Origin of the sequence: Stackebrandtia albiflava, from assembly GCF_007994225.1 — a bacterium.
GTDB lineage: Bacteria > Actinomycetota > Actinomycetes > Mycobacteriales > Micromonosporaceae > Stackebrandtia > Stackebrandtia albiflava.
In genome coordinates this window covers 1,370,509-1,395,419 of sequence record NZ_VLLL01000006.1, presented here as the reverse complement: position 1 = coordinate 1,395,419, position 24,911 = coordinate 1,370,509, and the positions used below count along the sequence as shown (strand labels likewise).

The 24,911-nt window shown below is 70.3% G+C and carries 27 protein-coding genes; 19 read left to right on the top strand and 8 right to left on the bottom strand.

Annotation, left to right across the window (positions count from 1 at the left end):
* Positions 1-85 precede the first annotated feature (85 nt).
* The 8 genes from LX16_RS17380 (at position 86) to LX16_RS17345 (ending at position 7,069) form a co-directional block, all read left to right on the top strand.
* A complete protein-coding gene (locus LX16_RS17380) occupies positions 86-625 on the top strand; it encodes a sigma-70 family RNA polymerase sigma factor (RefSeq protein WP_211354557.1) in 540 nt (179 codons plus the stop codon).
* Positions 626-664: 39 nt separating this feature from the next.
* Positions 665-1,171, top strand: a complete 507-nt coding sequence (locus tag LX16_RS17375) for a DoxX family protein (protein ID WP_211354556.1) — start codon at positions 665-667, stop codon at positions 1,169-1,171.
* A gap of 12 nt (positions 1,172-1,183) precedes the next feature.
* Positions 1,184-1,984 (top strand): DsbA family protein, encoded by an 801-nt coding sequence (locus LX16_RS17370; RefSeq protein ID WP_147140126.1) that lies wholly within the window; start codon positions 1,184-1,186, stop codon positions 1,982-1,984.
* 9 nt (positions 1,985-1,993) lie between these two features.
* Entirely contained in the window at positions 1,994-3,082 is a 1,089-nt protein-coding gene (locus tag LX16_RS17365) for a hypothetical protein (RefSeq protein WP_158645640.1), read from the top strand.
* Positions 3,083-3,270: 188 nt separating this feature from the next.
* Positions 3,271-3,786, top strand: a complete 516-nt coding sequence (locus LX16_RS17360) for a DoxX family protein (protein ID WP_147140122.1) — start codon at positions 3,271-3,273, stop codon at positions 3,784-3,786.
* Positions 3,787-3,838: 52 nt separating this feature from the next.
* Complete coding sequence (locus LX16_RS17355) at positions 3,839-4,780, top strand: phosphotransferase (RefSeq protein WP_147140120.1); 942 nt, start codon at positions 3,839-3,841, stop codon at positions 4,778-4,780.
* 155 nt (positions 4,781-4,935) lie between these two features.
* On the top strand, positions 4,936-6,177 hold the full coding sequence (locus LX16_RS17350) for an MFS transporter (protein WP_147140118.1): 1,242 nt from the start codon (positions 4,936-4,938) through the stop codon (positions 6,175-6,177).
* Between the two features lie 88 nt (positions 6,178-6,265).
* Complete coding sequence (locus tag LX16_RS17345; protein ID WP_147140116.1) at positions 6,266-7,069, top strand: hypothetical protein; 804 nt, start codon at positions 6,266-6,268, stop codon at positions 7,067-7,069.
* Positions 7,070-7,114: 45 nt separating this feature from the next.
* Here the strand turns inward: LX16_RS17345 and purE are convergent, their stop codons facing one another.
* The 3 genes from purE to LX16_RS17330 form a co-directional block, all read right to left on the bottom strand.
* A complete protein-coding gene (gene purE, locus LX16_RS17340; RefSeq protein ID WP_147140113.1) occupies positions 7,115-7,618 on the bottom strand; it encodes a 5-(carboxyamino)imidazole ribonucleotide mutase in 504 nt (167 codons plus the stop codon).
* A 102-nt stretch (positions 7,619-7,720) separates the two neighbouring features.
* Positions 7,721-8,854, bottom strand: a complete 1,134-nt coding sequence (locus LX16_RS17335; RefSeq protein WP_147140112.1) for a 5-(carboxyamino)imidazole ribonucleotide synthase — start codon at positions 8,852-8,854, stop codon at positions 7,721-7,723.
* A gap of 111 nt (positions 8,855-8,965) precedes the next feature.
* On the bottom strand, positions 8,966-9,376 hold the full coding sequence (locus tag LX16_RS17330; protein ID WP_147140110.1) for a hypothetical protein: 411 nt from the start codon (positions 9,374-9,376) through the stop codon (positions 8,966-8,968).
* A gap of 162 nt (positions 9,377-9,538) precedes the next feature.
* Between LX16_RS17330 and LX16_RS27205 the strand changes: the two genes are divergently transcribed.
* The 4 genes from LX16_RS27205 (at position 9,539) to LX16_RS17310 (ending at position 13,532) form a co-directional block, all read left to right on the top strand.
* Positions 9,539-11,980, top strand: a complete 2,442-nt coding sequence (locus LX16_RS27205) for a sigma-70 family RNA polymerase sigma factor (protein ID WP_211354555.1) — start codon at positions 9,539-9,541, stop codon at positions 11,978-11,980.
* A complete protein-coding gene (locus LX16_RS26685; protein WP_158645639.1) occupies positions 11,977-12,462 on the top strand; it encodes a GtrA family protein in 486 nt (161 codons plus the stop codon). Before LX16_RS27205 ends, LX16_RS26685 begins: the two co-directional genes overlap by 4 nt.
* Before the next feature lie 78 nt (positions 12,463-12,540).
* Entirely contained in the window at positions 12,541-13,047 is a 507-nt protein-coding gene (locus tag LX16_RS17315) for a GtrA family protein (protein WP_147140108.1), read from the top strand.
* Between the two features lie 11 nt (positions 13,048-13,058).
* On the top strand, positions 13,059-13,532 hold the full coding sequence (locus LX16_RS17310) for a MaoC/PaaZ C-terminal domain-containing protein (protein WP_147140106.1): 474 nt from the start codon (positions 13,059-13,061) through the stop codon (positions 13,530-13,532).
* Between the two features lie 25 nt (positions 13,533-13,557).
* On the opposite strand, the gene LX16_RS17305 is transcribed toward LX16_RS17310, so the two are convergent.
* The 3 genes from LX16_RS17305 to LX16_RS17295 all read right to left on the bottom strand — a co-directional run bounded on the left by LX16_RS17305 (position 13,558) and on the right by LX16_RS17295 (position 16,050).
* Positions 13,558-14,082 carry a PH domain-containing protein gene (locus LX16_RS17305; RefSeq protein ID WP_147140104.1) on the bottom strand — a complete coding sequence of 175 codons (525 nt, stop codon included), beginning with the start codon at positions 14,080-14,082 and terminating at the stop codon, positions 13,558-13,560.
* Positions 14,083-14,172: 90 nt separating this feature from the next.
* On the bottom strand, positions 14,173-15,144 hold the full coding sequence (locus LX16_RS17300) for a TrmB family transcriptional regulator (RefSeq protein ID WP_158645638.1): 972 nt from the start codon (positions 15,142-15,144) through the stop codon (positions 14,173-14,175).
* Between the two features lie 111 nt (positions 15,145-15,255).
* Positions 15,256-16,050, bottom strand: a complete 795-nt coding sequence (locus tag LX16_RS17295; RefSeq protein WP_147140100.1) for a biotin--[acetyl-CoA-carboxylase] ligase — start codon at positions 16,048-16,050, stop codon at positions 15,256-15,258.
* Between the two features lie 112 nt (positions 16,051-16,162).
* Between LX16_RS17295 and LX16_RS17290 the strand changes: the two genes are divergently transcribed.
* The 5 genes from LX16_RS17290 (at position 16,163) to LX16_RS17270 (ending at position 20,251) form a co-directional block, all read left to right on the top strand.
* Positions 16,163-17,737, top strand: coding sequence for an acyl-CoA carboxylase subunit beta (locus LX16_RS17290; RefSeq protein ID WP_147140098.1), 1,575 nt, complete (start codon positions 16,163-16,165; stop codon positions 17,735-17,737).
* A gap of 300 nt (positions 17,738-18,037) precedes the next feature.
* Complete coding sequence (locus LX16_RS17285; RefSeq protein ID WP_147140095.1) at positions 18,038-19,045, top strand: NYN domain-containing protein; 1,008 nt, start codon at positions 18,038-18,040, stop codon at positions 19,043-19,045.
* Between the two features lie 4 nt (positions 19,046-19,049).
* Positions 19,050-19,256: an acyl-CoA carboxylase epsilon subunit gene (locus LX16_RS28105; RefSeq protein WP_147140093.1), complete on the top strand. Its 207-nt coding sequence runs from the start codon at positions 19,050-19,052 to the stop codon at positions 19,254-19,256.
* A gap of 10 nt (positions 19,257-19,266) precedes the next feature.
* Positions 19,267-19,866: a Maf family protein gene (locus LX16_RS17275; protein WP_147140092.1), complete on the top strand. Its 600-nt coding sequence runs from the start codon at positions 19,267-19,269 to the stop codon at positions 19,864-19,866.
* A 70-nt stretch (positions 19,867-19,936) separates the two neighbouring features.
* Positions 19,937-20,251, top strand: a complete 315-nt coding sequence (locus tag LX16_RS17270) for a DUF397 domain-containing protein (protein WP_147140090.1) — start codon at positions 19,937-19,939, stop codon at positions 20,249-20,251.
* Positions 20,252-20,456: 205 nt separating this feature from the next.
* On the opposite strand, the gene LX16_RS17265 is transcribed toward LX16_RS17270, so the two are convergent.
* Positions 20,457-21,221: an ABC transporter permease gene (locus LX16_RS17265; RefSeq protein WP_147140088.1), complete on the bottom strand. Its 765-nt coding sequence runs from the start codon at positions 21,219-21,221 to the stop codon at positions 20,457-20,459.
* 12 nt (positions 21,222-21,233) lie between these two features.
* Positions 21,234-22,205 (bottom strand): ATP-binding cassette domain-containing protein, encoded by a 972-nt coding sequence (locus LX16_RS17260; protein WP_147140881.1) that lies wholly within the window; start codon positions 22,203-22,205, stop codon positions 21,234-21,236.
* Between the two features lie 194 nt (positions 22,206-22,399).
* Between LX16_RS17260 and LX16_RS17255 the strand changes: the two genes are divergently transcribed.
* Both LX16_RS17255 and LX16_RS17250 read left to right on the top strand, forming a co-directional pair.
* Positions 22,400-23,056 (top strand): PadR family transcriptional regulator, encoded by a 657-nt coding sequence (locus tag LX16_RS17255; RefSeq protein WP_147140086.1) that lies wholly within the window; start codon positions 22,400-22,402, stop codon positions 23,054-23,056.
* A 105-nt stretch (positions 23,057-23,161) separates the two neighbouring features.
* Positions 23,162-24,910 carry an acetyl/propionyl/methylcrotonyl-CoA carboxylase subunit alpha gene (locus LX16_RS17250; protein ID WP_147140084.1) on the top strand — a complete coding sequence of 583 codons (1,749 nt, stop codon included), beginning with the start codon at positions 23,162-23,164 and terminating at the stop codon, positions 24,908-24,910.
* The last annotated feature ends 1 nt before the right edge of the window (position 24,911 follow it).

Sequence of the window (24,911 nt, the reverse complement as noted above, 5' to 3'; positions counted from 1 at the left end):
CACCGCATGTGATCACCCGTTGACTCTACGTATCGACATTTGACCACATGGCATTCACCGCTTCGCTCCCCGTAAGGTTTCGCCCGTGGAGCCCGCACCCGAGGACGAGGCGACCCGGCTCGCCTTGGCGGCTCGCGACGGCGATCCGGTGGCAGTGGCGGCATTCGTGCGCGCCACCCAACAGGACGTGTGGCGACTGTGTGCCGCGCTCATCGATCGGCAGTCGGCCGACGACCTCACCCAGGAGACGTACCTGCGGGCGCTGAAGGCCCTGCCGCAGTTCGCCGGCCGCTCCACCGTCCGCACGTGGCTACTGGGCATCGGCCGCCGCACGTGCGCCGACCACATCCGCACCCTCACCCGGCGACGCCGGCTGGACGCGCGCGTCCACGCGCAGCCGCGCCCCACCGACACCCCCCCGACCGACGAACTGCTCGCCGTGACGGATCTGCTGGCGAGACTGCCGGCGGAACGGCGCGCCGCCTTCGTACTCACCCAGGTCGTGGGACTGTCTTACGCGGAGGCCGCCGAGGTGGAGAGGGTGGCGATCGGCACGATCCGGTCGCGGGTCGCCCGAGCACGTGATGACCTGATCGCCGCCTGGAGTCGTACCGCTACCGTGTGATACCGGAACCATTCGGTGATGAGAGGCGACTAATCAACCATGAGCAAGACCATGGAAGCGGCGACGGGTGAGTCGCTGCTGGACCGGACCGTCCCGTGGGTGGGCCTGGCGGCCCGGCTGATCGTCGGCGGCGTATGGCTCGTCGCCGGTGGCCTGAAGGTGTCCGACCTGCGTTCCTCCATTCGCGCGGTGCAGGTGTACGAACTGCTGCCGAACTCGCTGGCCGAGTTCGTCGGCATCGTGCTGCCGCTGGTGGAGGTCGGCATCGGGCTGTTGCTGATCGCCGGCCTGGCGACGCAACCGGCCGCCGTCGTGTCCGCGCTGCTGTTGGTGGCGTTCATCGTCGGCATCGGTTCCGCGTGGGCGAGGGGCCTACAGATCGACTGCGGCTGCTTCGGTGGAGGTGGGCAGCTCGGCGAGGGGGAGAAACCCCAGTATCTGGCGGAGATCCTGCGCGACATCGGTCTGTTGGCGTTGACCGGCCTGCTCGTCTGGCGTCCCCGGACGCCGTTCTCCGCCGACCGCATCCTTTTCAAGACGAAGTGAGATCCGACTTACATGGCGAAACGCTACGACAAGAAGCAACAGGCCGCACGCGTGATGCGGGAACAGCGGGAACGTGAGCAGAGGCGCAGGCAGCTCATCATGGGAAGCGCGATCGTGGGGGTCGTGGTGGTGATCCTCGGTCTGATCGGCGTCGGCCTGTACCTCAACCAGTCCGAGGAGGTCGTACCGCCGCAGGCGCAGCACACCGAGTCCGGCGCGATCGTCGTGGGGGACGGTCCGGTCACCGTGGACCTCTACGAGGACTTCATGTGTCCCATCTGCGGCCTGTTCGACGAGGAGGTCGGCGGTGAGCTCAAGCAGATGGCCGAGGAAGGCCGTATCACGCTGAACGTCCACCCGATCGCGATCCTGGACGGCGCGTCACAGGGCACCCGTTACTCGACCCGCTCGGCGGCCGCGGCCGTGTGTGCCGCCGACGACGGCAAGTTCGTCGAGTACGCCGACACGTTGTTCACCAATCAGCCGGAGGAGCAGACCCCCGGCCTGGACGACGAGGAGCTGATCGCGCTCGGTGAGGAGATCGGCCTGGGCTCGTCGTTCGAGTCCTGTGTGAAGGACAAGACCTACCGGGGCTGGGTGCAGGACGCCACCGACACCGCCTCCGCCGACGGCGTCACCGGGACACCGACGGTGTTCGTCGACGGGGAACAGATCGAGGTACCGGCGGGTCAGGGCCTCGACGCCGTGATCGAGAAGCTCCGTACCACATTGTCGGCGAAGCTCGCCGAGGCGGGCGTGGACGAGTCGTCTTCGCCGAGCGAGTCCGCCTCCGAGGGAACCACTCAGGACTGAGGTACACACATGCGGCACGGCACGGTCGGGAGGCCCTTCGGGGGAGTCCCGGCCGTGCTCCTCGCCACGGTGTTCGTCCTCGTGTCGCTGTGGCCCGCTACGGCCGCGGCGCACGGACCGTCGGTGTTGACCGAGTCCGACTACGTCGTCACGGTCACCGGGGTACCGGACATCCCGGGGGTGACGGTGCGGACGGTCGAGAAGGGCGCCCGGCTGGAGATCAGCACCACGACGGTCACCGTCGAGGTGCTCGGTTACGCGGGTGAACCCTACGCCGAGCTTCGCCCGGACGGGCTGTATGTCAACCGGATGTCGCCCGCCGCATACCTGAATCAACAGGCCGACGACGCCGAACCGGTACCCGAGTGGGCGTCGGCCGCACAGGCTCCACAGTGGGTGAAGGCGGGCGACGAGCCGCGGCTCCGCTGGTACGACCACCGCGCGCACTGGATGAGCGAGTCACCGCCTCCGGCCGTGGTCGCCGACCCGGCGCGCGACCACCGGGTCATGGAGTGGACGATCCCGTTGCGCACCGGAATCCGGCTGCACGCCGTCACCGGAACGGTGGACTGGCTGGCACCACCGCAGACGCCGAGCTGGCTGGCGGGTGCGCTCCTACTGGCCGCGGCGACCGCCGCCGCCGGTGTCGCCGTGAGCCGGCATCCGGGATCGTGGTGGGTGGCGGCGGCCGGGTCGGCCGTGGCGGGTGTCGCGGTCCTGTTCGACACGGCGGGGCGCGCGGTGGTGAGCGCGGACGCGGAGGGATCCTGGCTGTGGCAACTGGTGTCCGCGCAGGCGTGGCCGGCCCTGGCCGGGCTCGCGGGAGTGGTCGCGGCCGGATACGCGTGGCGGCGGGGATCCGGTGCGGATCTCGGTCTGGCGGTCGCGGGCGCGGCGATGGCGTTGTTGGCCGGTGCGACCAGGTTCGGATGTTTCACCAGCGCCGTGGTGCCGACCCCGTGGCCGGGTGAGGTGGCCAGGGTGACGACCCTGTTGGCGCTGGGGATCGGCGCCGGCCTCGCGGCGGCCGGATTCATCACGATGCGGCGGGGGGCGTCGGCCGGACGCACCGACGCCTCGGTGGGCGCGTCGTCCTGACGTGTGTGGCGAGCCCGGCACCGGTTCGGGGTGACGTCGCGGGCGGCGTTCCCATACCGGCAAGAGCTACCGGTGGTTTACGGCACCGATCGAGGGTGCGATCCCGATGGGGCCGGGAATCGGCTTGCCGTCCTGATGGATAGTGCTACTATCGAAAGCAGATAGCGCCACTACCTATTGGAGGAGCCATGGAGGTCGTCTTCATCCCACTCGTCGGCACGCCGGTGCTGCGGGCCCTCGGGGCGATCGGATGGCGCCGGTTCGCCACGTGGCACGCCAGTGCCGCGCACGCCCTCGCCGTCATGCTGCTGATGACCGCCGCCGCCCACTTCGTACCGGACTCGGTCACCGCGATGCCGAGTCACGACGACATGGTGGCGATGGTGCCGCCGTTCGTGCCGTGGCCGAGCCTCGCCGTGTACGCGACCGGGGTCCTGGAACTGCTCGGAGCCGCCGGGCTGGTCCACCCCACCACCCGCAGAGCGGCCGGGCTCTGCCTCGCGGCACTGTTCGCCGTCATGCTGCCCGCCAACGTGTACGCCGCGGTCGCCGACATACCGCTCAACGGCACGCCCGCGACCCCACTGTGGATCAGAATCCCGGAACAGGTGTTGTACATCGGGATCGCCCTGTGGGCGGCGAAGGCGGCTCCGCTGCGCGCCGGCACGGCACCGCGTCGCGTGGCGACGTCGCGGACGGGCTGAGGGCTGTCACGGGCTCCGTGGCCGGCCACGGAGCCCGTGACAGGATGTCGGAATGCCGGAAATCTCCACCCCAGCGACGACACGAAGCGCCGACGCCCTCACCGCGGCGGTCGAGGCGGCCCGGGACGCGGGACTGGAGGTCACCGACCCGGTGATCCTCCACGACGCCTTCTCGGTCGTCGCCAGGCTCGACCCCTCACCGGTCGTGGCGCGAGTGCCCACAGTGCTCCCTACGCCGCTTCGCTCCCCCGAGGCCATGGAACTCCGACAGCGCACCGAACTCGCCGTCGTCCGATGGCTGTCCGGCCGCGGACTTCCGGTGGCGGTGCCGAGTCCACTCGTTCCGGAGCAGCCGATCCGGCGGAACGGGTTCCACATCACCATGTGGGAACCGGTGAGACGGCCCGCGACCGAGGACACGCCCGACTACATCGCGCACTACGCGCTGATACCGGCACTGCACCGTGAACTGCGCGAGTACCCGGAGACGCTGCCGTTCATGGCGATGCTGGAGATGATTCCGGTGTCGCTGGCGGAGTTGGCGGACCACCCGGAACTGCTGGCCCCGGACGACCTGGCACGCGCGAACCGGGAGTGGGAGATCCTGTCCCGCCGGATCGGCAGCCGTGAGGCGTTCGCGGACACGTTCCCCGGTGTCGAGGTGCAGGCCATTCACGGTGACTCTCCCCCGTTCAACCTGATCTCCACCGAGGGCGGACAGGTCTACTCCGACTTCGAGGACGTCGGATGCGGTCCGGTGGAGTGGGACATGACCATGACGGGGCCGGACGGCGTCGCCGCCTACAACGCCGCGGCGGTGCCCCTGGGGATGCGAAGGCTCGACGAGGACGTCCTCGCGGTGATGGACGCCACCCGGCTACTCCAGATCGTCGCCTGCGCGGTACTGCTCCCGTCGTATCCGGCACTCGCCGAGGGTCTGATCCCCATCGTCGACCACTGGCGCACCACCACACCGGCCGCCGGACTCACCTGACGGCGGTGTGGGCCGTGCCGCCGGACCCGACCGGACGACAGTCCACTCCGGGCGGAGGGAACCGTCGTCCGGCACGGAGGACGGGCCGCTCCGGGCGGCACGGATCACACCCCGGCCGGCACTAAACAGTACGCACGTACTGTTAATGTTCCGGCGTGACCACTCTCGCGACCCGTGCCGCACGACTCCTCCCCGCCCCCGGCGCCTCTCGGGCGCTCGCCTACGCCACCCTCGCGTCCTCCACGGGGCGTGGCCTGTTCGTGACGGCATCGGTCATCTACTTCCACCACGTCGCCGGGTTGTCCGCGGTCGAGGTGGGCACCGGCATGACCCTCGCCGCCGTCGTCTCGTTGTCCGCCGGGATACCGATGGGCCGCCTCGCCGACCGGTTCGGCGCCCGCGGCATGACGGTGTGCTTCGCGGCCGTCGCCGCCGTCGGAACCCTGGCGTACCTACAGGTCCGGACGTGGTGGACGTTCGTGCTGGTGGCCTCGGTCGTAGCGTTCCTACAGGCCGCCCAGCAGGCCGCCCGCGGCGCGCTCATCGCGGGCAGTGTGCCTCCCGGAGAACGGGTGCGCACCCGCGCGTACCTGCGCGCCGTCACCAACGTCGGATGGATGGTCGGCGCACCACTGGCCGGACTGGCGCTGTACCACGACACCGTCACCGGATACGCGGCCCTGATCGCCGCGGCCGCGGCCATGCAGATGTCGGGGGCGTTGCTGACGCTGCGAGTGCCCCGGCCGGTACCGGTACCGGTCACCGACGGCCCACGACGGTGGACCGCACTGCGCGACCGGCCCTATGTGGCGCTCGCGGCACTCAACGCGGTGCTCAACATCCACTACGGAGTCCTCAACATCGCCATCCCGTTGTGGGTCGTGGAGCGCACCGAGGCTCCCGCGTGGACGGTGGCGGTACTCGCCGGAGTGAACACCGTGTTCGTGATCCTGCTTCAGGTGCGCGCCAGCCGATCCAGCGCGACCGTCACCGGCGCCGCCACGGCACAGCGCCGCGCCGGCCTGTTGCTGTTGGTCGCCTGCGCGCTGTACGCGCTGGCCGCCGAGGGTTCACCCGTGACGGCGACGATCGTCCTGGCGCTGGGTGCCCTCGTCCACGTTCTCGGGGAACTGCTGCAGGCCGCCGGCGCCTGGGGACTGTCCTTCGAGTTGGCCCCCGCCCACGCGCAGGGCGAGTACCAGGGCCTCTACAACACCGGCTTCCAGATCGCCGACATCATCGCGCCCGCGCTGTTGACCAGTGTGGTCATCGGCTGGGGACTGCCCGGGTGGCTGCTGTTCGGTGTCGCGTTCGCGGTGGCGGGCGTGGCGGTTCCGGCCGCCGCAGGATGGGCGGCGCGTACCCGCCCCGTTCCGGTCCCCGCGACCGCGGCGTGACACCGTCCGCAGTCTCCGGCCGGTTGAGGTCGGCCGGTATTGTGTGGACGCCCACCTCCGATGCCTTTCGAACCATGAAAGTACCGCCATGTCATACGACGGACCCTCCAGTGGCGCGCCGCAGGGAACACCGCCCCCGCAACCGGAGTACCCGCAGTCGCCGCCGGGCGGCTGGCAGACACCGGTCTCCGGCGGGACCGGGTACATCCCCCAGGCCGCCGAACCACCACCGGCCAGCGGCAACCGGTTCAAGGACCTGTGGCTGCATCCGGCCATCGTGACGGGCGTGCTCGGCACCCTCGTGATCCTGATCGTCGCGGTCACCGTGCTGGCCGTCCGGTCGTTCCAGGCCCCCGCCACCGTGGCCGACACCGGCGACGACACCACCACCGAGTCCACTCAGGAAGGTGACGACACCACCGGCGAGACCGAGGACTCCGACGCCACGGGATCCGGCAACGGGAGCAGCGAGTCCCCCGCGGACGACGCCCCGGCACAGGAGGACCCGGTCTTCATCTCCGGCGTGCTGGAGGGCTATCCCGACTCCGCGTTCGACTTCGACGGCGGCGACGACTACATCAGCTACGACGACGACGAGCAGACCTTCGACGCCCTGCTCACCACGGACGGCCTGGAGGGCATGAACCAGGTCCAGTTCGGAGAGTGGGTCGAACCCTCCGCCCCGACCACGGTGTCGCAGTGCGAGGGCGTGAGCACCACGTCCGGCACGGTCCACCTGAGCCGGTTGGAGCAGTACCGGATCTTCTGCTTCACCACCGCCGAAGGACGCACCGGGTACTTCAGCGTCGACACGGTCGAGTTGGAGGACAACGGAACCCTGAACGACCTCGCCGTCAGCTACACGGTGTGGAAGGGCGACGACGACCTTTAGTTCACCTGCCCGGCGGGGAACCTCACCGGTTCCCCGCCGAAGTCGTCAGTCCAGCGACGCCCGCAGCCGGGCGTCCTTCTCGGCGACCAACCGTTCCAGGTCCACCTGGTAGTCGCGCATCCGCGCGCGCAGCACCTCGTCGGCCACACCCAGCATCCGCACCGCGAGCAGGCCCGCGTTCCGCGCGCCTCCGACCGACATCGTCGCCACCGGGACACCGGCGGGCATCTGCACTATGGACAGCAGGGAGTCCATACCGTCCAGATGCGACAACGGCACGGGTACCCCGATCACCGGGAGCGCGGTCACCGAGGCCACCATGCCCGGCAGGTGCGCCGCGCCTCCGGCGCCGGCGATCAACACCCGCAGTCCCCGGTCCTCCGCACTGTCTCCGTAGGCCAACATCGCGTGCGGGGTACGGTGCGCCGACACCACCCTCACCTCGTAGCCCACACCGAACTCGTCGAGTGCCTCCGTCGCCGCCTTCATCGTCGGCCAATCGGAGTCGCTGCCCATGATCACACCGACAACGGCCTGCCCGTCACTCATCCGTCCTCCTGATCGTTCGGTTCCACCGGCGCTGGACCTGTCGTCCGGCGGGCGACACCGGCCCGCCCCGCCGGCGCCGCGGCGGTGATCACGGATTCGCGGCTAGACGCCGTCGCGCAGCAACGCCGCGGCACGGGTCGCCCGGCGCCGCAGGTCCGCCACGTCGTCACCGGTGACGGTCACGTGCCCGATCTTGCGCCCCGGCCGCACGGCCTTGCCGTACAGGTGCACCCGCATCTCGGGGTCCAGGGACAGCAGGCGTTGCAGCCGCTCGTCGAGACGCGGTCCCCCCGGTTCGCCGCCCAGCACGTTCGCCATCACGACCACCGGCGCGACCGGCGTGGTGGCACCGAGCGGATAGTCGAGAACCGCCCGCGCGTGCTGCGCGAACTGCGAGGTCACGGCACCGTCTATAGTCCAGTGTCCACTGTTGTGCGGTCGCATCGCCAACTCGTTGACCAACAGGCGGTCGCCGGTGTCGAACAACTCCACCGCGAGCATCCCCACCACGTCGAGTTCGGTGGCGATCCGCACCGCCATGTCGGTCGCCTCACGCGCCCGTTCCGGTGTCAGATCCGGTGCCGGGGCGATGACCTCGGTGCAGATCCCGCCCTGCTGCACGGTCTCGACGACGGGGTACACGGCGGTCTCACCGGCGGGAGACCTCGCGATCTGCACCGCCAACTCCCGCACCAGCGGAACCCGCTCCTCGGCCAACAGCGGCACTCCCGCCGCCAGCAGCGCCGCGACGTCGTCCACGGCCTCGACCATGAACACACCCCGGCCGTCGTAACCTCCGGTCGCGGTCTTCACCACGCAGGGGACACCGAACTCCACCAGGTCGTCGGCGGAGTCGACGGTCCGCCACCGTGGCATGGGAAGGCCCAGTTCACCCAACCGCCGCCGCATCGCCCGCTTGTCCTGCGCGTACCGCAACGCCGCGGCGGCCGGACGCAGGACGTGACCGGCGGCGGCCAGCTTCTCGATCAGTTCACCCGGGACGTGTTCGTGGTCGAAGGTCACCACGTCGCAGCCCGCGGCGAAGGCCGCCAGCGCCTCGGCGTCGGCCGGTCCGCCGATCGACACGTCGGCGGCGACGACGGCCGCGCCGTCCTGCGGCGACTCGGCCAGCACCCGCAGCGACTGCCCCAGCGCGATCACCGCCTGATGCGTCATCCGGGCCAACTGGCCGCCGCCGACCATGCCGAGCACCGGCAGTTGAGTCCGCTCATCCATCGTGACCTCCCCAAGACCGAGCCGCCACGACGACCGGCACACGCGACTTCACGCGTGCCAGCTTAGAGGGCCGGGTCGGAGCGCCGTTCACGCCGTGACCTGTGGACCCGGTCACGACGAGAACTCCACGAGCAGCCGCAGCGCCCCCTCCGGCTCGACGGGCAACCGTCCGAACCGCAACCGCGGCGGGTGCGTTGATCCGTCGGCGCGGTGGAGCCGGGCGCGCAACGCGCGCCACCGTTCCCGTTCACCGTCGGGCGTCCACAGCGCCACGACCGGCCCCGCGCCGGTCAGGGTGACATGCGACGCGGCGGGCGACTGTGCCAGCACGCGGGCGTACTCCAGCCGGGCCGCCAACCGGTCGAAGCCGGCCAGTTCCGCCGGGGGTGCCACCGCCACCAGGGCGTATCCCGGGGAGGCACCTTCCCGGCACAACCGCACGACCACCTCCCGCAACCGGTGCAGACCGTCACCGGTGGACGGAACGACCCGGCCGCAACTGAACCATCTGCGCCGCTTCATCAACCCCTCGAATCCGTCGGAGGCCAAGGGCCGTCGCCCTTCCGACGAAGGAAAGACGCGCGTCTCGGCCCGCGATGACGCGCTTTCCTCTAATCTGTGGCGACAATCCGTGTTCGTCTCGCTCCCCACAATGAGCATCACACGTGAAAGACCTCATGCCCGATGGCCTCACGCCGATCCCCCCGTGATCCCGCACCGGAGTCTCCGCATCCCCGCGGCGACGCCGAACTCATCGCCGCCACACGCGACGGCGACACGGCCGCCTACGGTGAGCTGTACGAGCGACACGTGGCCGCCGCGCGCCGGCTCGGCCGCATCCTGGCCCGGGACGCCGCCGCGGCCGACGACCTGGTGTCGGAGACGTTCGCCAAGGTGTTGTCGGCGTTGCGCAACGGCAACGGACCGGATCTGGCCTTCCGGGCGTACCTGTTGACGACGTTGCGGCACACCTTCTACGACCGGGCTCGGCGCGACCGCAGGGTCGAGTTCACCGACGACATGTCCAAGCACGACCCGGGAGTGGCGTTCGTGGACACCGCGGTCGCCGGGCAGGAACGCAGGTTCGCGGCACGGGCGTTCCAGCGGTTGCCGGAACGCTGGCAGGTCGTGTTGTGGCACACCGAGGTCGAGGGGGAGTCCGCCGCCGAGATCGCGCCGATGCTGGGCCTGACGCCCAACGCCGTGGCCGCGTTGTCCTACCGCGCCAGGGAGAAGCTGCGGCAGATGTACCTCCAGGAGCATCTGCACGCGGTCACCGAGGCGGAGTGCCGCTGGACCGCCGGTCGGCTCGGGGCGCGGGTCCGCGGCGGCCTGTCGTCGCGTGACGCCGGGAAGGTCGACGACCACCTCCGGGGGTGCGCCGCTTGTGGGCTGGCGCTGCTGGAGCTGGCCGAGATCAACTCCGGTTTCCGGGAACTGCTGGCGTTCCTGGTGGTCGGCGGCTCCGCGCCCGCGTACCTGGGGGCGGCCGGAGCGGTCAAGGGAGCCGTCGTCATCGGATGGTGGGGCGGCCTCACACTCGGCCTCGCGGAGGCGGTGCGGCACGTGATCGGTTGGATCCGCACCGGTGTGGAGCGGGTCGGCAGCCGGACGGCCACCGCCACCGGCGCCGGGATGACGGTGATCGCGGCCGTACTGGCGCTCGTCATGCTGGCGAACGGTCCGGCGCCCGAACCACCGCAGGTGCAGCCTCCCGCCGAACAGCCCGAGCCGCCGGTGGACCCACCGGAGGACGACCCGCCCGCCGAGGACCCGCCACCGGACGAGGAGCCCGCCGACGATCCGCCCGGTGAGGAACCCGACGAGCCCGACGACGCGCCGCCGCCGGCCGACTACGTCATCACCACCGACCCGACACTGTCCACACTCGTGGCCGGCGCGGACGGCAGTCTGCCGGTCGAGCTGTCCGTCCCGGACGCACCGCCGGGACGCACCGGCACGGTCACCGAGGCCGCGCGGTCCGGTCGCGTCGCGACGGTGGCGGCCCACACGCCGTCCGGCGACCTCCGGCTCGTCCTGACGCTTCCGGAGTCCATCGGTGGGCCGGGTGGCGACGCCGGGGACGGATGGGACTGCACCGCCGGGACCGGTCGCGTCGAATGCCACCGGGACGCCCTGCGGCCGGGGCAGAGCACCGTGGCGAGGGTGCCGTTGACCATCCCGCCGCGGGTCACCGGGTTCCACGACATCCACGCCGAGGTCACCGGCCCGCGCATAGAGGGCGCCGCCGCGCTCCGCGTGCCGATCGCGCCGCCCGGCACCACCACCGCGTTCGCCGCCGTCGACGCGACCGGGGTCACCGCGACCGGGAACGGTTGGCTGACCTGCCGCCCGGGACCGATGTGCCTTCACCCGCTGGCGGACAATCACACCGTGGACCTCCAGCCGTACCTCGACGCGCCCGGCCGGCCCGGTGGCCTCGACCCGTCGGCGGCCGCCAGCGGCGCCCGTCTCGACCTGCCGGGGGGCGCCGAGGTGCTGTGGGCGGGGCTGCACTGGGCGAACTCGGGCGACACACCGCCCCCGTCGGTGCGATTGTTCGGCCCCGGCGGCGACGCGCACGACGTCGCGGCGGACCGGGAGTGGACCGGTGTCGAACGACCGGTCAGGCAGGCCGCCGCCGACGTCACGGCGCTGGTCACCGGCGCGGGCGACTACTGGCTCGCGACCGATTCCGCCGACATCCCCTCGGGACGGCATCAGTACGCCGGGTGGAGCATGACGGTGGTGTACCGCGTCGCGGGCACGCCGCCCCGGGAGACGGCCGTGTACGAGGGCCTGGCACAGCCCCGCGCGGACGACGAACTCACCGTCGGGATACCCGCCGGCGGCGAGGTCCAGGTCGCCTACACGCTGTGGGACGGCGACCGCACGCTCCTGGGCGACGACCTCTCGGTGGCCGGCAGGCCGTTGGGGATTCCCGCGAACCTCGGCCACAGCAGTGCGTACGGGGCGTTGGAGGGGCCCCGGCGGCACACCTTCGGCGTCGACGTGGGGGTGTGCCGCACGACCACCTCCCCGGAACCGACCGTTCTACTCCTGGACGCCGGAGGGGATCCGTTGGAGGTCGGAGTGCTGGCCGTGGCGACACCGGTGCCGGGATGACCTCCCGGACGACCGCCTGGGCGCGGTGGCGGGAACGGCTGCCGGACCTGGGCAGGGAGGCGGCCAGGTTCGCGGCGGTGGGTTCGGTCGCGTACCTGGTCGACACCGGTCTCTTCAACCTGGCGCACTACGCATGGCACGTCCACACCGTCCCCGCGAAACTGCTGTCGACGGTGTTCGCCGCCAGCCTGGCATTCGTCGGGAACCGCTTCTGGACGTGGCGTGACCGGGAGAGGGCCGCCCTCCACCGCGAATACCTGACCTACTTCGCGTTCAACACCGTCGGGCTGGGACTGACCCTGGGCGTCGCGGTCGGGTACCAGGTGGCGGTGGCACGGTGGCCGGAGGTGCTGGATAACCCGCTGGCTCTCAACCTGGTGGTGAACGTCCTGGGCGTCGGGTTGGGCACACTGTTCCGGTTCCACGCCTACCGGACCTGGGTGTTCCGCCGGGTGCGCCCGGAGTCGGCGCCCACCCGTTGAGGACACCGCCGGCCGCACGACCCGCCGCCACCTGGTCGCCGTTGAGGCCGCGGTGGGGCTCACACGTATCGTTACGGCGTGCGGTTGATTCGGCGACCACCCGACCGGTGGCGAAACCTCGCCCAGGAGCTCGGCAAGTTCGCGAGCATCGGGGCCGTCAACACCGTGGTGAACCTGGCGATCTTCAACCTGTTGCTGCCGATCGGCCCGTTGAAGGCCAACGTGGTCGCCACCGCCGTCGCCACCACGTGCTCGTACTTCATGAACCGGCACTGGACGTACCGTCACCTCCCGAAGTCGTCGCTGCGGCGTGAGTACGGACTGTTCTTCGCGCTCAACGTGGTCGGCCTGATCATCGAGTCGATGATCCTGTTCATCGCCCGGTACGGGATGCACTTCGACGAGCACACCGACGTCCTGGCGTTCAACATCGCCAAGTTCGGGGGCCTGGCGTTGGGCACCGCGTTCCGGTTCTGGTCGTACCGCCGGTTCGTCTTCGGCGCCCACCGGCCGGCGGTTCCCGACGAGGAGGAGACGGCCCGGACCTCCGCCGACGGCACCGTGGTGGGAGACGCGGCCCGGTAGGCTCTGGGCTCATGCGATCCGGTACCGGTGGCCCCGCCGACCTCTTCTACGAGGACCTGACGGTGGGACGCGAGTTCGACCTGGGTGAGGTCGTCGTGGACGAGGCGGAGATGCGGGCCTTCGCGACCGCGTTCGATCCACAGTGGTACCACGTGGACGACGAGCTGGCCGCCGAGAGCACGTTCGGCGGGGTGATCGCCAGCGGCTGGTTCACCAGCGCCCTCTTCATGCGGCTGTACGTGGCCGCCGTGCTGTCGCGCGCGGCCGCCGACGCCTCCCCGGGGGTGGAGGAACTGCGGTGGAACGCCCCGGTGCGCGCGGGCGACCGGTTGCGGGGTTCGCTGCGGGTGCTGGCGCAGGCGCCGTCGCGGTCCCGCCCGGGCCTGGGCACCGTGACGCTCTCGGGCGCGCTGCGTTGCGAACAACGTGGCGTGGTCGTGCTGCGGATGCGTTTCCGGGGTTGGTTCCGGCGTCGCCGCGGCTGACCCCGGTCACGACGGCCGTGTCGGCTCAGATGCCCGCGTCGTCGGTGGCACGCCGGTTGCGGTCCTCCTCGACCAGGCGGTACAACGTCGACTGCACCAGCTCCACCTTCGGCATGTCCTTGAAGATCACCGCGCCCTGTTCACTGGCTGACTGGACGATCAGCTTCCCGTAACGGAACATCCGCTGGATCACCGTCTGCTCGAACGACACGTCGTTGACCCGCGCGTACGGGATGTCACGCCCCTTGCGCGTGATGACGCCGGTCCGCAACAACAGGCGGTGGGTGGTGAACACGTAGTGCGTGGTGGCCCAGTCGACCCAGGGCAGCACCGACAGCCACAGCAGCAGCACCACGGCGACGGCCACGACGACGACCTGGCCGACACCCGACCAACCGCCCAGGGTGCCGGGGAGGACGAAGAACGCCACCGCGCCGGCCACCGCCACCACCACGAACCACACCGCCGGCCCGATCAGCTCCTTCCAATGGGGATGCATGTGCAACACCACCCGCTCGTCCTCGGAGAGCAGGTTCTGCGGGAACCCCACGGCGACCTCCTTCGGTGCGTCGTATGCAAGCTACCGCATATCCGGCGGATGTACCCCGGCATCGCGCAGCCCCGCGTGACCGGGGCGCGATCAGGCGACCCAGCCCTTGCGGCTGGCCTGCCAGCCCAGTTGGATGCGGGTGTCCACCCCCGCCGCGTCCATCAGGTCCCGCACCCGGCGCTGGACGGTGCGGAGCCCGACGCCCAACCGCACCGCGATCGCCTGGTCCGTCAGGCCCGCCAGCAGCAGCGACAACAACAACCGGTCGTCGGGGTCGGCGAGACCGGATTCGCCGGCGACATCCCCCGCCGAGACTCCCCCGGCGGCCGGCACCGCGGTCGGCCACACCTGCTCGAACAGCCCCGAGGCCAACCGCACCAGCGAGGGGTGCTCGGTGACCAGCGCGACCGGCTGGTCGGCTTCGGAGATCAACGCGGTCCGGCCGTCGACCAGCATCAGCTTCACCGGGAGTGTCGCGGCGAACCTGACCTGTTTCCCCTGGTCGGCGGCACGCCGCACGGTCGCCATCGCGGTGGGGTCGTCGAGCATCGCCTTCTCGTAGACGAGCCGGTAGCGGACTCCCCGGCGGACCGCGGCGTCACAGGAGGCGTGGGTGTCTCCGTCGGTGACCAACGGCGGCCTGACGAACTTGCACACCTCGTGCCGGGCGTGATCCTGGAGTTGACCGATCCGCGACCGCATGGCCGCCGCACCGCGCACCGTCTCCACACCCGCCACGACACCGTGCCGGGCCTGAACGTCCCGGTACACCTGCTCCAGTTCACCGAAGGCGGCGTATCCGGTGCGCAGCGCCTCCAACTGCTCGGACAACATGGAGATCAGTGAGGCGTCGGGGGCCACGGCGGCGAACCGCTCGTCGGTGACCATCCGCGCGAGTCCCCGCTGCGTCAACGTCCGCAACGCGCCCGTGGCCGCCGACTGCGATGTTCCCAGCGACGCGGCCAGCTCCGTGACGTCGGAGTCCGGGACGGCCAGCAGGGCGCGATAGGCGCCCTCCTCGCCGGACGTCAAGCCCAGGGCGCGCAGGGAGTGGCCGATCACGAACTGCACCTCCAAGGGGTCGGCGCGTGTGGGGTGGACCCGCCTCCGGGGCCGCGTGCCGGGCGGTACCGGGGTCGCCGGCCGGGCGTGTCGGAGCCGGCCCGCCCCGGTTCAAGGCAAACGTACGTGGTGGACGTCCCCCGCCGCCACCGGCGTGACGCGCCCCTCCGATTCGACGCACAACCGCCCGTCGGCGTCGATGTCGACGGCGGCACCGTCGAGACGTTCGCCGTCGGGCAGCCAGACGGATACGTTGCGGCCCACCGTATGGCAGTACCGCAAGTACGCCGCGCGCAACCCCGACCGCTCCGGGTCGCCCTGGGCGGCGTCCCAGGCCGTGTACCAGCGTTCCACCGTCCGCAGCAGGCCCGCGAGCAGCACGGTGCGGTCGAGGAGACGCGCGCCCGCCAACAGCAGCGAGGTGGTGTCGGGGCGGGGAAGCTCCTCGCGGGTCAGGGTGACGTTGAGACCCACACCCAGCGCGACGGCTCCGGCGGCCACCTCGGCGAGGATGCCGGCGGTCTTGTGTCCCGGCCCCACGAGCAGGTCGTTCGGCCACTTCAGGTGGGCCGGCACCTCCGCGCGGGTCTCGACGGTCTCGGCCAGCGCCACTCCCGCCAACAACGGCAGCCAGCTCCAACGGGCCTGCGGGGCGGTCGGTCGCAGCAGCATCGACACCGCGATGCCGCCGCGCGGCGGCGACACCCACTCCCGGCCGGCACGGCCCCGACCGGTCGACTGGGACTCGGCGGTGACGACCGTGCCGTGTGGAGCGCCCTCGGCGGCCAGCCGGGCGACCTCGGCGTTGGTCGAGCCGACCTCCTCCCGCACCCGGACCCGTCGCCACATGCCGCCGACCGACGACGCGGTGAGCCCCGCCGGGTCCAAGGGGTCGCGCACCGTCATGTCCGTTCCTCCCTGTCGATCCGTCCGACATTGTCGCCCGCGCCCCGGTGACGGATCTCCCCGGCCACGGCGACGGTGATCGGGCGAACCCGGCAGCCGGTACGATCGCCGCGTGCCGGATATCGATATTCACACCACGGCGGGCAAGCTCGCCGATCTCGCCGCCCGACGTGACGAGGCGGTACACGCCGGATCCGCCCGCGCGGTGGAGAAGCAGCACGCCCGGGGCAAGAAGACCGCCCGGGAACGCATCGCGCTGCTGCTGGACGAGGGCTCGTTCGTGGAGTTGGACGAGATGGCCCGGCACCGCAGCACCAACTTCGGGATGGAGGCCAACCGCCCCTACGGCGACGGGGTCGTCACCGGTTACGGGACCGTGGACGGGCGCGAGGTCTGCGTGTTCGCGCAGGACTTCACCGTGTTCGGCGGATCGCTGGGCCAGGTGTTCGGGGAGAAGATCGTCAAGGTCATGGACCTGGCGATGCGCACCGGACGCCCGATCATCGGCATCAACGACTCCGGTGGCGCCCGGATCCAGGAGGGCGTCGTCTCACTCGGCCTGTACGGCGAGATCTTCTTCCGCAACGTCCGCGCCTCGGGCGTCATCCCGCAGATCTCACTGGTGATGGGTCCCTGCGCGGGCGGCGCGGTGTACTCCCCCGCGATCACCGACTTCACCGTCATGGTCGACAAGACCTCGCACATGTTCATCACCGGCCCGGACGTGATCCGCACCGTGACCGGTGAGGACGTCGGGATGGAGGAGCTGGGCGGCGCCCGCACCCACAACACCACCTCCGGCAACGCGCACTACCTCGCCACCGACGAGGAGGACGCCATCGACTACGTCAAGCAGTTGCTGGGCTACCTTCCCGCCAACAACCTCGACGAGGCCCCGGCGTACCCCGTGGACGTGGACCTGTCGGTCAACGAGTCCGACGCGGCGCTCGACACGCTCGTCCCCGACTCGGCGAACCAGCCCTACGACATGCACGACGTGATCACCTCGGTGCTCGACGACGGGGAGTTCTGCGAGGTCCAGTCGCTGTTCGCGCAGAACATCGTCGTCGGCTACGGCCGGATCGAGGGTCACACCGTCGGCGTGGTCGCCAACCAGCCGATGCACTTCGCGGGGTGCCTGAACATCGACGCCTCGGAGAAGGCGGCCCGTTTCGTGCGCACCTGCGACGCGTTCAACATCCCGATCGTGACCTTCGTCGACGTGCCGGGCTTCCTGCCGGGCACCGACCAGGAGTACAACGGGATCATCCGGCGCGGCGCCAAGCTCCTGTACGCCTACGCCGAGGCCACGGTGCCAAAGTTGACCGTCATCACCCGCAAGGCGTACGGCGGGGCCTACGACGTCATGGGATCCAAACACCTGGGCGCCGACCTGAACTTCGCGTGGCCGACCGCGCAGATCGCCGTGATGGGCGCTCAGGGCGCGGTGAACATCCTGTACCGCCGGGAACTGGCCGAGGCCGCCGACCCGGCCGCGCGGCGCGCCGAACTGATGACCGACTACGAGGACACCCTCGCCAACCCGTACGTGGCCGCCGAGCGGGGCTACATCGACGCGGTCATCGCGCCCTCGGCGACCCGGGTGGAACTGACCCGGGGGCTGCGGCTGCTGCGTTCCAAGCGCGAGTCGCTGCCGCCCAAGAAGCACGGCAACATCCCGTTGTGACCCGTGGTGGCGGCGCCCTCCGGTGCCGTCACCACGCCACACCCGGCGGCGGCCGTCCGAGGACCCCTCGACGGCACGGCCACCTGCGACGACACCGCCGCGGTGGGGGTCATGCCGCGCACATCCACGCGGTGGCGGGTGCCCGATCCGCCCGGATTCCGGTAGCTTCGTTATGGGCGCGTGATCTTTCCCGGTACGACGCCGGGCCGTCGGCCGACCGGTCGCCGTGTGGTGACGGTCTCGCCGGCCGCTCGGCCGGGCCGGGGATCCAGCCCATTGGAATCTACATTGGAGTTTTGGATGTCCCTGCTCGACCACGATTGTTTTGGAAAAGTGTCCCGCCGGTATGCGATCCTCATCGACGTCGGTTACCTGTACGCCGCCGCCGCCGAGGTCCTGCTGGGTGTCACGTCCCGGCGCGAGTACAAGGTCGACGCCGAGAAGCTGATCAGCGCGCTCATCGCACGTGCCGCCCACCAGCTTCCCGACGGTGAACTGCTGCGGGTGTATTGGTTCGACGCCGCGCGAGACCGGGTGCCGACGGTGGATCAGCGCGTCATCGCGCACATGGAACTGGTCAAGGTGCGGCTGGGGAACCTGAACTCGCGCGGCCAGCAGAAGGGCGTGGACGCGATGATCCGCACCGACCTGGAACAGCTCGCCCGGCACCGCGCGATCCACGAGGCCATCCTGTTGGCGGGTGACGAGGACATGGTCTCGGCCGTCGAGATCGCCCAGGCGTACGGCGTGCGGGTCCACGTGTGGGGCGTCGAACCCCCGTACGGCACCAACCAGGCGGAACGGCTGGTGTGGGAGGCCGACACCTTGGACATCATCTCCGCCGAGGACTGCCGCTCCTACTTCGCCAAGCTGGGCACCGCCGCGGCCGCGTCCGCGAAGATCGCAGGCGCGCCGGTGGCCGAGCCGGTGCCGCAGCAGCCGTCGCCCGCCTCGGTCTTCGGGCAACGGCACTCGGTGGCGGTGACGATGAGCGCGGCCGAGGCGCTGGAGGAGGCCGAACAGGCCCGGCCGTCGTTCGTCCGCACCGGCGTGGGCGGCCAGTTCGAGCAGGAGGCGGTGGTCAGCATCGGCGAGTACGTCGCCCACAAGTGGATCCTCACCCGGGGACGGGAGAACATCGCCGACCTGTTGCCGGGGCCCACGCTGCCGACCGTCATCGACAAGGAGCTGCTCGTCGAGGCCGAGAAGGAACTGGGATACTCGCTGCGCGACCATCCCGGCGCCCGCATCTGGGTCCGCGACGGCTTCTGGGAGCGGGTCAACCGGGAATTCGACATCGAGAGGTGAACCAGTGCAGATCACGGTGACCGCGGGCTCTCCCGACGACACCGAGCTGGCGGTGGTGTGCGCGGTCCTGTCGGCCGCGACCACCGTCGCGCCCCCGGCGGCACCACCGCGCCGGTCGGCGTGGTCGGATCCGGCGGCCCGGCTGGGTGTGACACACGGATGGCGTTCGTCGGCGTTGCCTGGACGGGCTGGGAGCGCCGTCATACTTTAGGCTCACCGCCATGAGGTTCATTCTCGCCTCGGCATCACCGGCCCGGTTGCGCACCCTCCAGGCAGCCGGGCTGAAGCCGGAGGTAATCGTCTCGGGTTTCGACGAATCGACCGTCACCGAGGACACTGCGGGCGGCCTGAGTCGCGCCCTGGCCAAGGCCAAGGCGAAGAAGGTCGCCGCGCAGCTGGAGGACGACGCCTACGTGCTGGGTTGTGACTCGGTACTCGAGTTCAACGGCCGGATCTGCGGCAAGCCCGCCGACGCGGAGGAGGCCGTCACCCGGTGGAAGTCGATGCGAGGCGGCTCGGGTGTCCTGCACACCGGCCACTGCCTCATCGACACGCGCCGGGACCTACGACTGACCCGGTCGTCGGCGACGACCGTGTACTTCGCCGATCTGACGGACAAGGAGATCGCGTCCTACGTCGCCACCGGCGAGCCCATGCAGGTGGCCGGGGCGTTCTCGATCGACGGACTGGGTTCACCGTTCGTCGACCGGATCGACGGTGACCCGGGAACCGTCATCGGTGTCTCGATGCCCATGCTGCGGCGGATGTTCATCACGTGGGGCGTGCCGATGTCGGCGTTGTGGGACGCCGTCGATCGGTGAGACACCGCGTGTCCGGCGGCTGATTCGTACGTTAGAACGGTGTGGAGACACCGCGAATAGGAGACGATCAGTGAGCGACACGATCCGTGAACACCCCCTGAAGGGCCAATTCGACACCGCGACGGCGGAATGGCGCCGCACGACCAACCTCGACGGTTCGCCGGGCAAGCTGGAGATCGGCTTCGCCGACAACGGTCTCGTCGCGCTGCGTTACGCCGACGAACCCGACGGCACGATCCTGATCTACACCCCCGAGGAGTGGGACGCCTTCGTCGAGGGCGTCAAGGACGGCGAGTTCGACATCGAGGTGTTGGAGGAGGACGCCCGCCTGGCCGCCGAGGAGGAAGCCGCGCGGCTCGCCTCGGAGAACGCCGCCGAGAACTGAGCAAGCCCACCGTGGGCGGTGGCGTCCCCGTCACCGCCCCGGCGTACCGCTTGGTCCCCGCCATTGCGCGCGTGGTCCCCGCCGTCGGGGGCTCACTCGCTTTGTAATCCAGACAGACAGCGCTTTCCGTTGCCATAACGGACAGGCCGCCTTCGCCGGGCGGGGACCAAGCGGAACCGGGCGGGGACCAAGCGGAACGGGGAGGTCAGGAGGTGGAACGTGCGAACTTCCGGCTCGACCAGAACACCAGCAGGAGCGCGAGTGCCCCGATGAGGGCCGCCGCCTGCCAGATCACCGGGTTGGTCAGGTCGCCGTTGAACAGCGCCCGGGCGGCGTCCACCGCGTAGGCGAACGGATTGAACTTCGCGAGGGTGCGCAGCCAGTCGGGCGCGACCGTCAACGGCAGCATGATGCCCGACAGCAGCAGTACCGGCTGGGTGATCGTGTTGAGCAGCGGCGCCATGGCGTCCTCGCTCTTGAGCATGATGGCGACTCCGTAGGAGGCCGCCGACAGCGCCAGTCCGATCGCCAGCACGATGAGCAGCATCAGCCCGAGTCCGGCCCAGTTGATGGTGAGTCCGGCGATGAGCCCGGACAGCAGTACCAGGACCACGGCCTGGAACACCAGTGTGGACACGTCACGCAGCGACCGGCCCAGCAGCAGCGCCAGCCGGCTGACCGGGGTGACGCGCATCCGTTCGATGACGCCCTCGCGGATCTCGGCGATCAGCCCGAACCCGGCGAACAGGGTGCCGAACATCGCCATCATGATCACCAGGCCGGGGACGAAGGTCTCCATCGCGCCGTACTCGAAACCCATCTGCCGGGTCGGCATGTTCTGCAGCAGCGGCCCGAACAGCACCAGGTAGTACATGGGCTGGATGAGCATGACCAGCACCCAGATGGGCTGGCGGAGCACGAGGCTCATCTGCCGTGAGTACACCAGCCAGGTGTCGCGGATCAGTTTCATCGGGGTATCTCCTTATCCCGCCGACTCGCGCAGCGAGCGGCCGGTCTGCTTCAGGAACACGTCGTCGAGGCTGGGGCGGTGCAGCTCGATGGAGGCGGGCGCGATGTCGGCGCCGTCGAGGGTGCGCAGGATGTCGGGCACGGCGACCGAGCCCTCGTCCACGTACAGGCGCAGCAACGTCGTCCCGGTGGCGCCGGACTCGTCGGTGTCGATCTCGCGGACGAACGGCTTGTCCGCGAGGACCGCCGCGGCGTCCCGCCCGTCACCGGAGACGCCGATCTCGACGATGTCGCCGGCGATCTGGCGCTTCAGTTCCAGCGGGGTCCCCTCGGTCACGATCTCGCCGTTGTCGATGATGGCGAGCCGGTCGCACAGGGCGTCGGCCTCGTCCAGGTAGTGCGTGGTCAGGAAGACCGAGGTGCCGCGTTCGCGGAGTTTGCGGACCTCCTCCCACATGTGCGCGCGGGACTGGGGGTCGAGACCGGTGGTGGGTTCGTCCAGGAACAGCAGCCTGGGCCGGTGTACGGTGCCCAGCGCCACGTCGAGGCGGCGGCGTTGGCCCCCGGAGTATCCCTTGATCTTGCGGTCGGCGAACTCCGTCATCTCGAACGCCTCGACGACCTCCTGCGCGCGGGTCCGCTGCTCGGCCTTGGGCATCTCGTAGAGTTTCGCCTGCATGACCAGTTCCTCGCGGGCGGTGACCTCGCCCCACGTGCCCCCGGACTGGCCGACGTAACCGATGGCGCGGCGGACCAGGTGCGGTTCCCTCAACAGGTCGTGCCCGGCGACCCGCGCGGTGCCCCCGGTGGGTTCCAGCAGTGTCGCCAGCATCCGCAGCGTGGTGGTCTTGCCCGCGCCGTTCGGTCCCAGGAAGCCGAATATCTCGCCCTCCTTGACGGTGAGGTCGACGCCGCGGACGGCCTCGACCTCCTCCTTCTTCTGCCGGCTGCGGTAGGTCTTCCGCAGGCCGGCGGTCTCGATCAACATGCCGAGATACCTCTCTGTGTCACATCGTCCGATTTACGACATCACTTAGACATCATCATGTTCGCGGATGACAGTACCTCATCGTGCGAACTTGGTCAAAGTTGATTAATGATGATGGACATCCGCACCGACCTGCGAGGTGACGACCGGGTAGCCGCCGCCGAATGGTCAACGTCGACTAAAATTCGGCCATGTGGACGACCCGTCTCCTCATCCTCGGCCTGGTGCGCTGGCTACAGCCGGTGCACGGTTACGACGTTCTGCGGGAACTCATGTCCTGGGGCGTCGCCGACTGGGCGGGCGTCCAACGCGGCTCGATCTACCACGGCCTCAAGAAACTCGCCGCGGACGGCGACCTCGCCGTGGTCAAGGTCGAACAGGTCGACAACAGACCCGCCCGGACCGTCTACCGCATGACCGAGGCCGGCGACCGCCACTTCCACACGCTGCTGCGCGAGAAACTGTGGGGGTCGGCGGCCACCTCCCCGGACTTCCTGGTGGCGTGGAGCTTCGTGCCCGTCCTGTCCCACCGGGAGGCCGCCGCCATGCTCCGCAACCGGGCCGGGCTGCTGCGAGACGCCTACGGCGAACTCCAGGCGAAACTGGAACACCGCGGCAGCGACCCCACCGAACCGGACTTCCTGCCCGCGCACGTCACGGCCAGACTGCAACTGATGCTGCGGCACACCCAGATCGAGATCGACTGGAGCGCCGAGACCGCCAAGCGCATCGAGGCGGGGGAACTGTACGACGAATCCGACGACCGGCGCACCCGCGACGGCGCGTCGCACTGGCGCGACGGCATACAACGACTCGACGCGCACGGGCGGCACCGGCCGAAGCCCTGACGTCACCCGCTGTGCGGTCCGTCACGGGGGCGAAGCGACCCGAGGGGCCGGCTCGCGGCGGACTACACTCCATGCGGGCCGAACCCAGCAGGAGGAGTGACTTCAGTGCGCAAGGTGTTGATAGCCAACCGAGGTGAGATCGCGGTTCGGGTCATCCGTGCCTGCGTGGACGAAGGACTCGCCAGCGTCGCCGTCTACGCCGACTCCGACCGGGACGCCCCACACGCGCGGCTCGCCGACGAGGCGTACGCCCTCGACGGCCTCACCGCCGCCGACACCTACCTGCGGTTCGACAAGCTGCTGGACGTCGCCGCGCGCAGCGGCGCCGACGCGGTCCACCCCGGATACGGGTTCCTCTCCGAGAACGCCGACTTCGCCCAGGCGGTCATCGACGCCGGGCTCACCTGGATCGGACCGACACCGCAGGCGATCCGCGACCTCGGCGACAAGGTCGTCGCCCGGCACATCGCCGCCGCAGCGGGCGCACCCCTGGTCCCCGGTACCTCCGAGCCGGTCTCGGGTCCGGACGAGGTGATCGCCTTCGCCGACGAGCACGGGCTCCCCATCGCCATCAAGGCCGCCTTCGGCGGCGGCGGCCGGGGCCTCAAGGTCGCACGGGAACGCGCCGAGATCGCCGCCCTGTACGAGTCCGCGGTCCGGGAGGCCGAGGCCGCGTTCGGGCGCGGTGAGTGCTTCGTCGAGCGTTACCTCGACCGGCCCCGCCACGTCGAGGCGCAGGTCCTCGCCGACACGCACGGCAACGTCATCGTGGTCGGCACCCGTGACTGCTCGCTGCAGCGCCGCCACCAGAAACTAGTCGAGGAGGCGCCCGCGCCCTTCCTCACCGACGACCAGCGCGGCCGCATCCACGCCGCCGCCCGCGCCATCTGTGGCAAGGCCGGATACCACGGCGCCGGTACCGTCGAGTTCCTGGTCGGCGCCGACGGCACGCTGTCCTTCCTGGAGGTCAACACCCGGCTCCAGGTGGAACACCCGGTCAGTGAGGAGACCACCGGTCTGGACCTGGTCCGGGAACAGTTCCGCATCGCGCGCGGCGAGCGCCTGGACCTCACCGAGGACCCGGCCCCCAGGGGCCACTCCATCGAGTTCCGCATCAACGGTGAGGACCCCGGGCGCGGTTTCCTACCCGCACCGGGCACCGTCACGCGGCTGCGGCTTCCCAGCGGACCGGGTGTGCGCGTGGACACCGGCATCGACGAGGGCTCCGTCATCGACGGCAACTTCGACTCGCTGCTGGCGAAGGTGATCATCACCGGCGCGACCCGCCGACAGGCCGTCGAGCGCGCCCGGCGCGCCCTCGGCGAGATGGTGGTCGACGGCATGGCCACCGCGTTGCCGTTCCACCGCGCCGTCCTGACCGACCCCGCCTTCGTCGACGAACCGTTCCGGGTCCACACCCGGTGGATCGAGACGGAGTGGCAGAACACGGTCCCCCCGTTCACCGACACCGCGGCCCCCGAGGCCCCCGGTGAGCGGCAGAGCCTCGTGGTCGAGGTCGGCGGGAAGCGCATCGAGGTGACCCTGCCCGCCGGGCTCGCCCAGACCGCGGCGCCGGCGACCAAGGCGGCCCCGAAACGGGCCGGTAGGCGCGGTCAGGCAGCCGCCGTCGGCGGTGACGCCCTCGTGTCCCCCATGCAGGGCACCGTGGTCAAGATCGAGGTGTCCGACGGCCAGACCGTCGAGGCCGGCGACACGGTGCTGGTGCTGGAGGCGATGAAGATGGAGCAACCGCTCACCGCCCACAAGGCGGGCACCGTCTCCGGGCTCACCGCCTCGGTCGGGGACGTGGTGTCCGCGGGCACCTCACTGTGCGAGATCAAGAACGACGGCTGAC

Excerpts from the sequence above, each read along its gene's own strand:
- LX16_RS17375 (WP_211354556.1), top strand. The coding sequence starts at position 665 with ATGAGCAAGACCATGGAAGCGGCGACGGGTGAGTCGCTGCTGGACCGG.
- LX16_RS17370 (WP_147140126.1), top strand. The coding sequence starts at position 1,184 with ATGGCGAAACGCTACGACAAGAAGCAACAGGCCGCACGCGTGATGCGG.
- LX16_RS17365 (WP_158645640.1), top strand. The coding sequence starts at position 1,994 with ATGCGGCACGGCACGGTCGGGAGGCCCTTCGGGGGAGTCCCGGCCGTG.
- LX16_RS17360 (WP_147140122.1), top strand. The coding sequence starts at position 3,271 with ATGGAGGTCGTCTTCATCCCACTCGTCGGCACGCCGGTGCTGCGGGCC.
- LX16_RS17355 (WP_147140120.1), top strand. The coding sequence starts at position 3,839 with ATGCCGGAAATCTCCACCCCAGCGACGACACGAAGCGCCGACGCCCTC.
- LX16_RS17345 (WP_147140116.1), top strand. The coding sequence starts at position 6,266 with ATGTCATACGACGGACCCTCCAGTGGCGCGCCGCAGGGAACACCGCCC.
- purE (WP_147140113.1), bottom strand. The coding sequence starts at position 7,618 with ATGAGTGACGGGCAGGCCGTTGTCGGTGTGATCATGGGCAGCGACTCC.
- LX16_RS17335 (WP_147140112.1), bottom strand. The coding sequence starts at position 8,854 with ATGGATGAGCGGACTCAACTGCCGGTGCTCGGCATGGTCGGCGGCGGC.
- LX16_RS17330 (WP_147140110.1), bottom strand. The coding sequence starts at position 9,376 with ATGAAGCGGCGCAGATGGTTCAGTTGCGGCCGGGTCGTTCCGTCCACC.
- LX16_RS27205 (WP_211354555.1), top strand. The coding sequence starts at position 9,539 with ATGGCCTCACGCCGATCCCCCCGTGATCCCGCACCGGAGTCTCCGCAT.
- LX16_RS26685 (WP_158645639.1), top strand. The coding sequence starts at position 11,977 with ATGACCTCCCGGACGACCGCCTGGGCGCGGTGGCGGGAACGGCTGCCG.
- LX16_RS17310 (WP_147140106.1), top strand. The coding sequence starts at position 13,059 with ATGCGATCCGGTACCGGTGGCCCCGCCGACCTCTTCTACGAGGACCTG.
- LX16_RS17295 (WP_147140100.1), bottom strand. The coding sequence starts at position 16,050 with ATGACGGTGCGCGACCCCTTGGACCCGGCGGGGCTCACCGCGTCGTCG.
- LX16_RS17285 (WP_147140095.1), top strand. The coding sequence starts at position 18,038 with ATGTCCCTGCTCGACCACGATTGTTTTGGAAAAGTGTCCCGCCGGTAT.
- LX16_RS17275 (WP_147140092.1), top strand. The coding sequence starts at position 19,267 with ATGAGGTTCATTCTCGCCTCGGCATCACCGGCCCGGTTGCGCACCCTC.
- LX16_RS17265 (WP_147140088.1), bottom strand. The coding sequence starts at position 21,221 with ATGAAACTGATCCGCGACACCTGGCTGGTGTACTCACGGCAGATGAGC.
- LX16_RS17255 (WP_147140086.1), top strand. The coding sequence starts at position 22,400 with ATGTGGACGACCCGTCTCCTCATCCTCGGCCTGGTGCGCTGGCTACAG.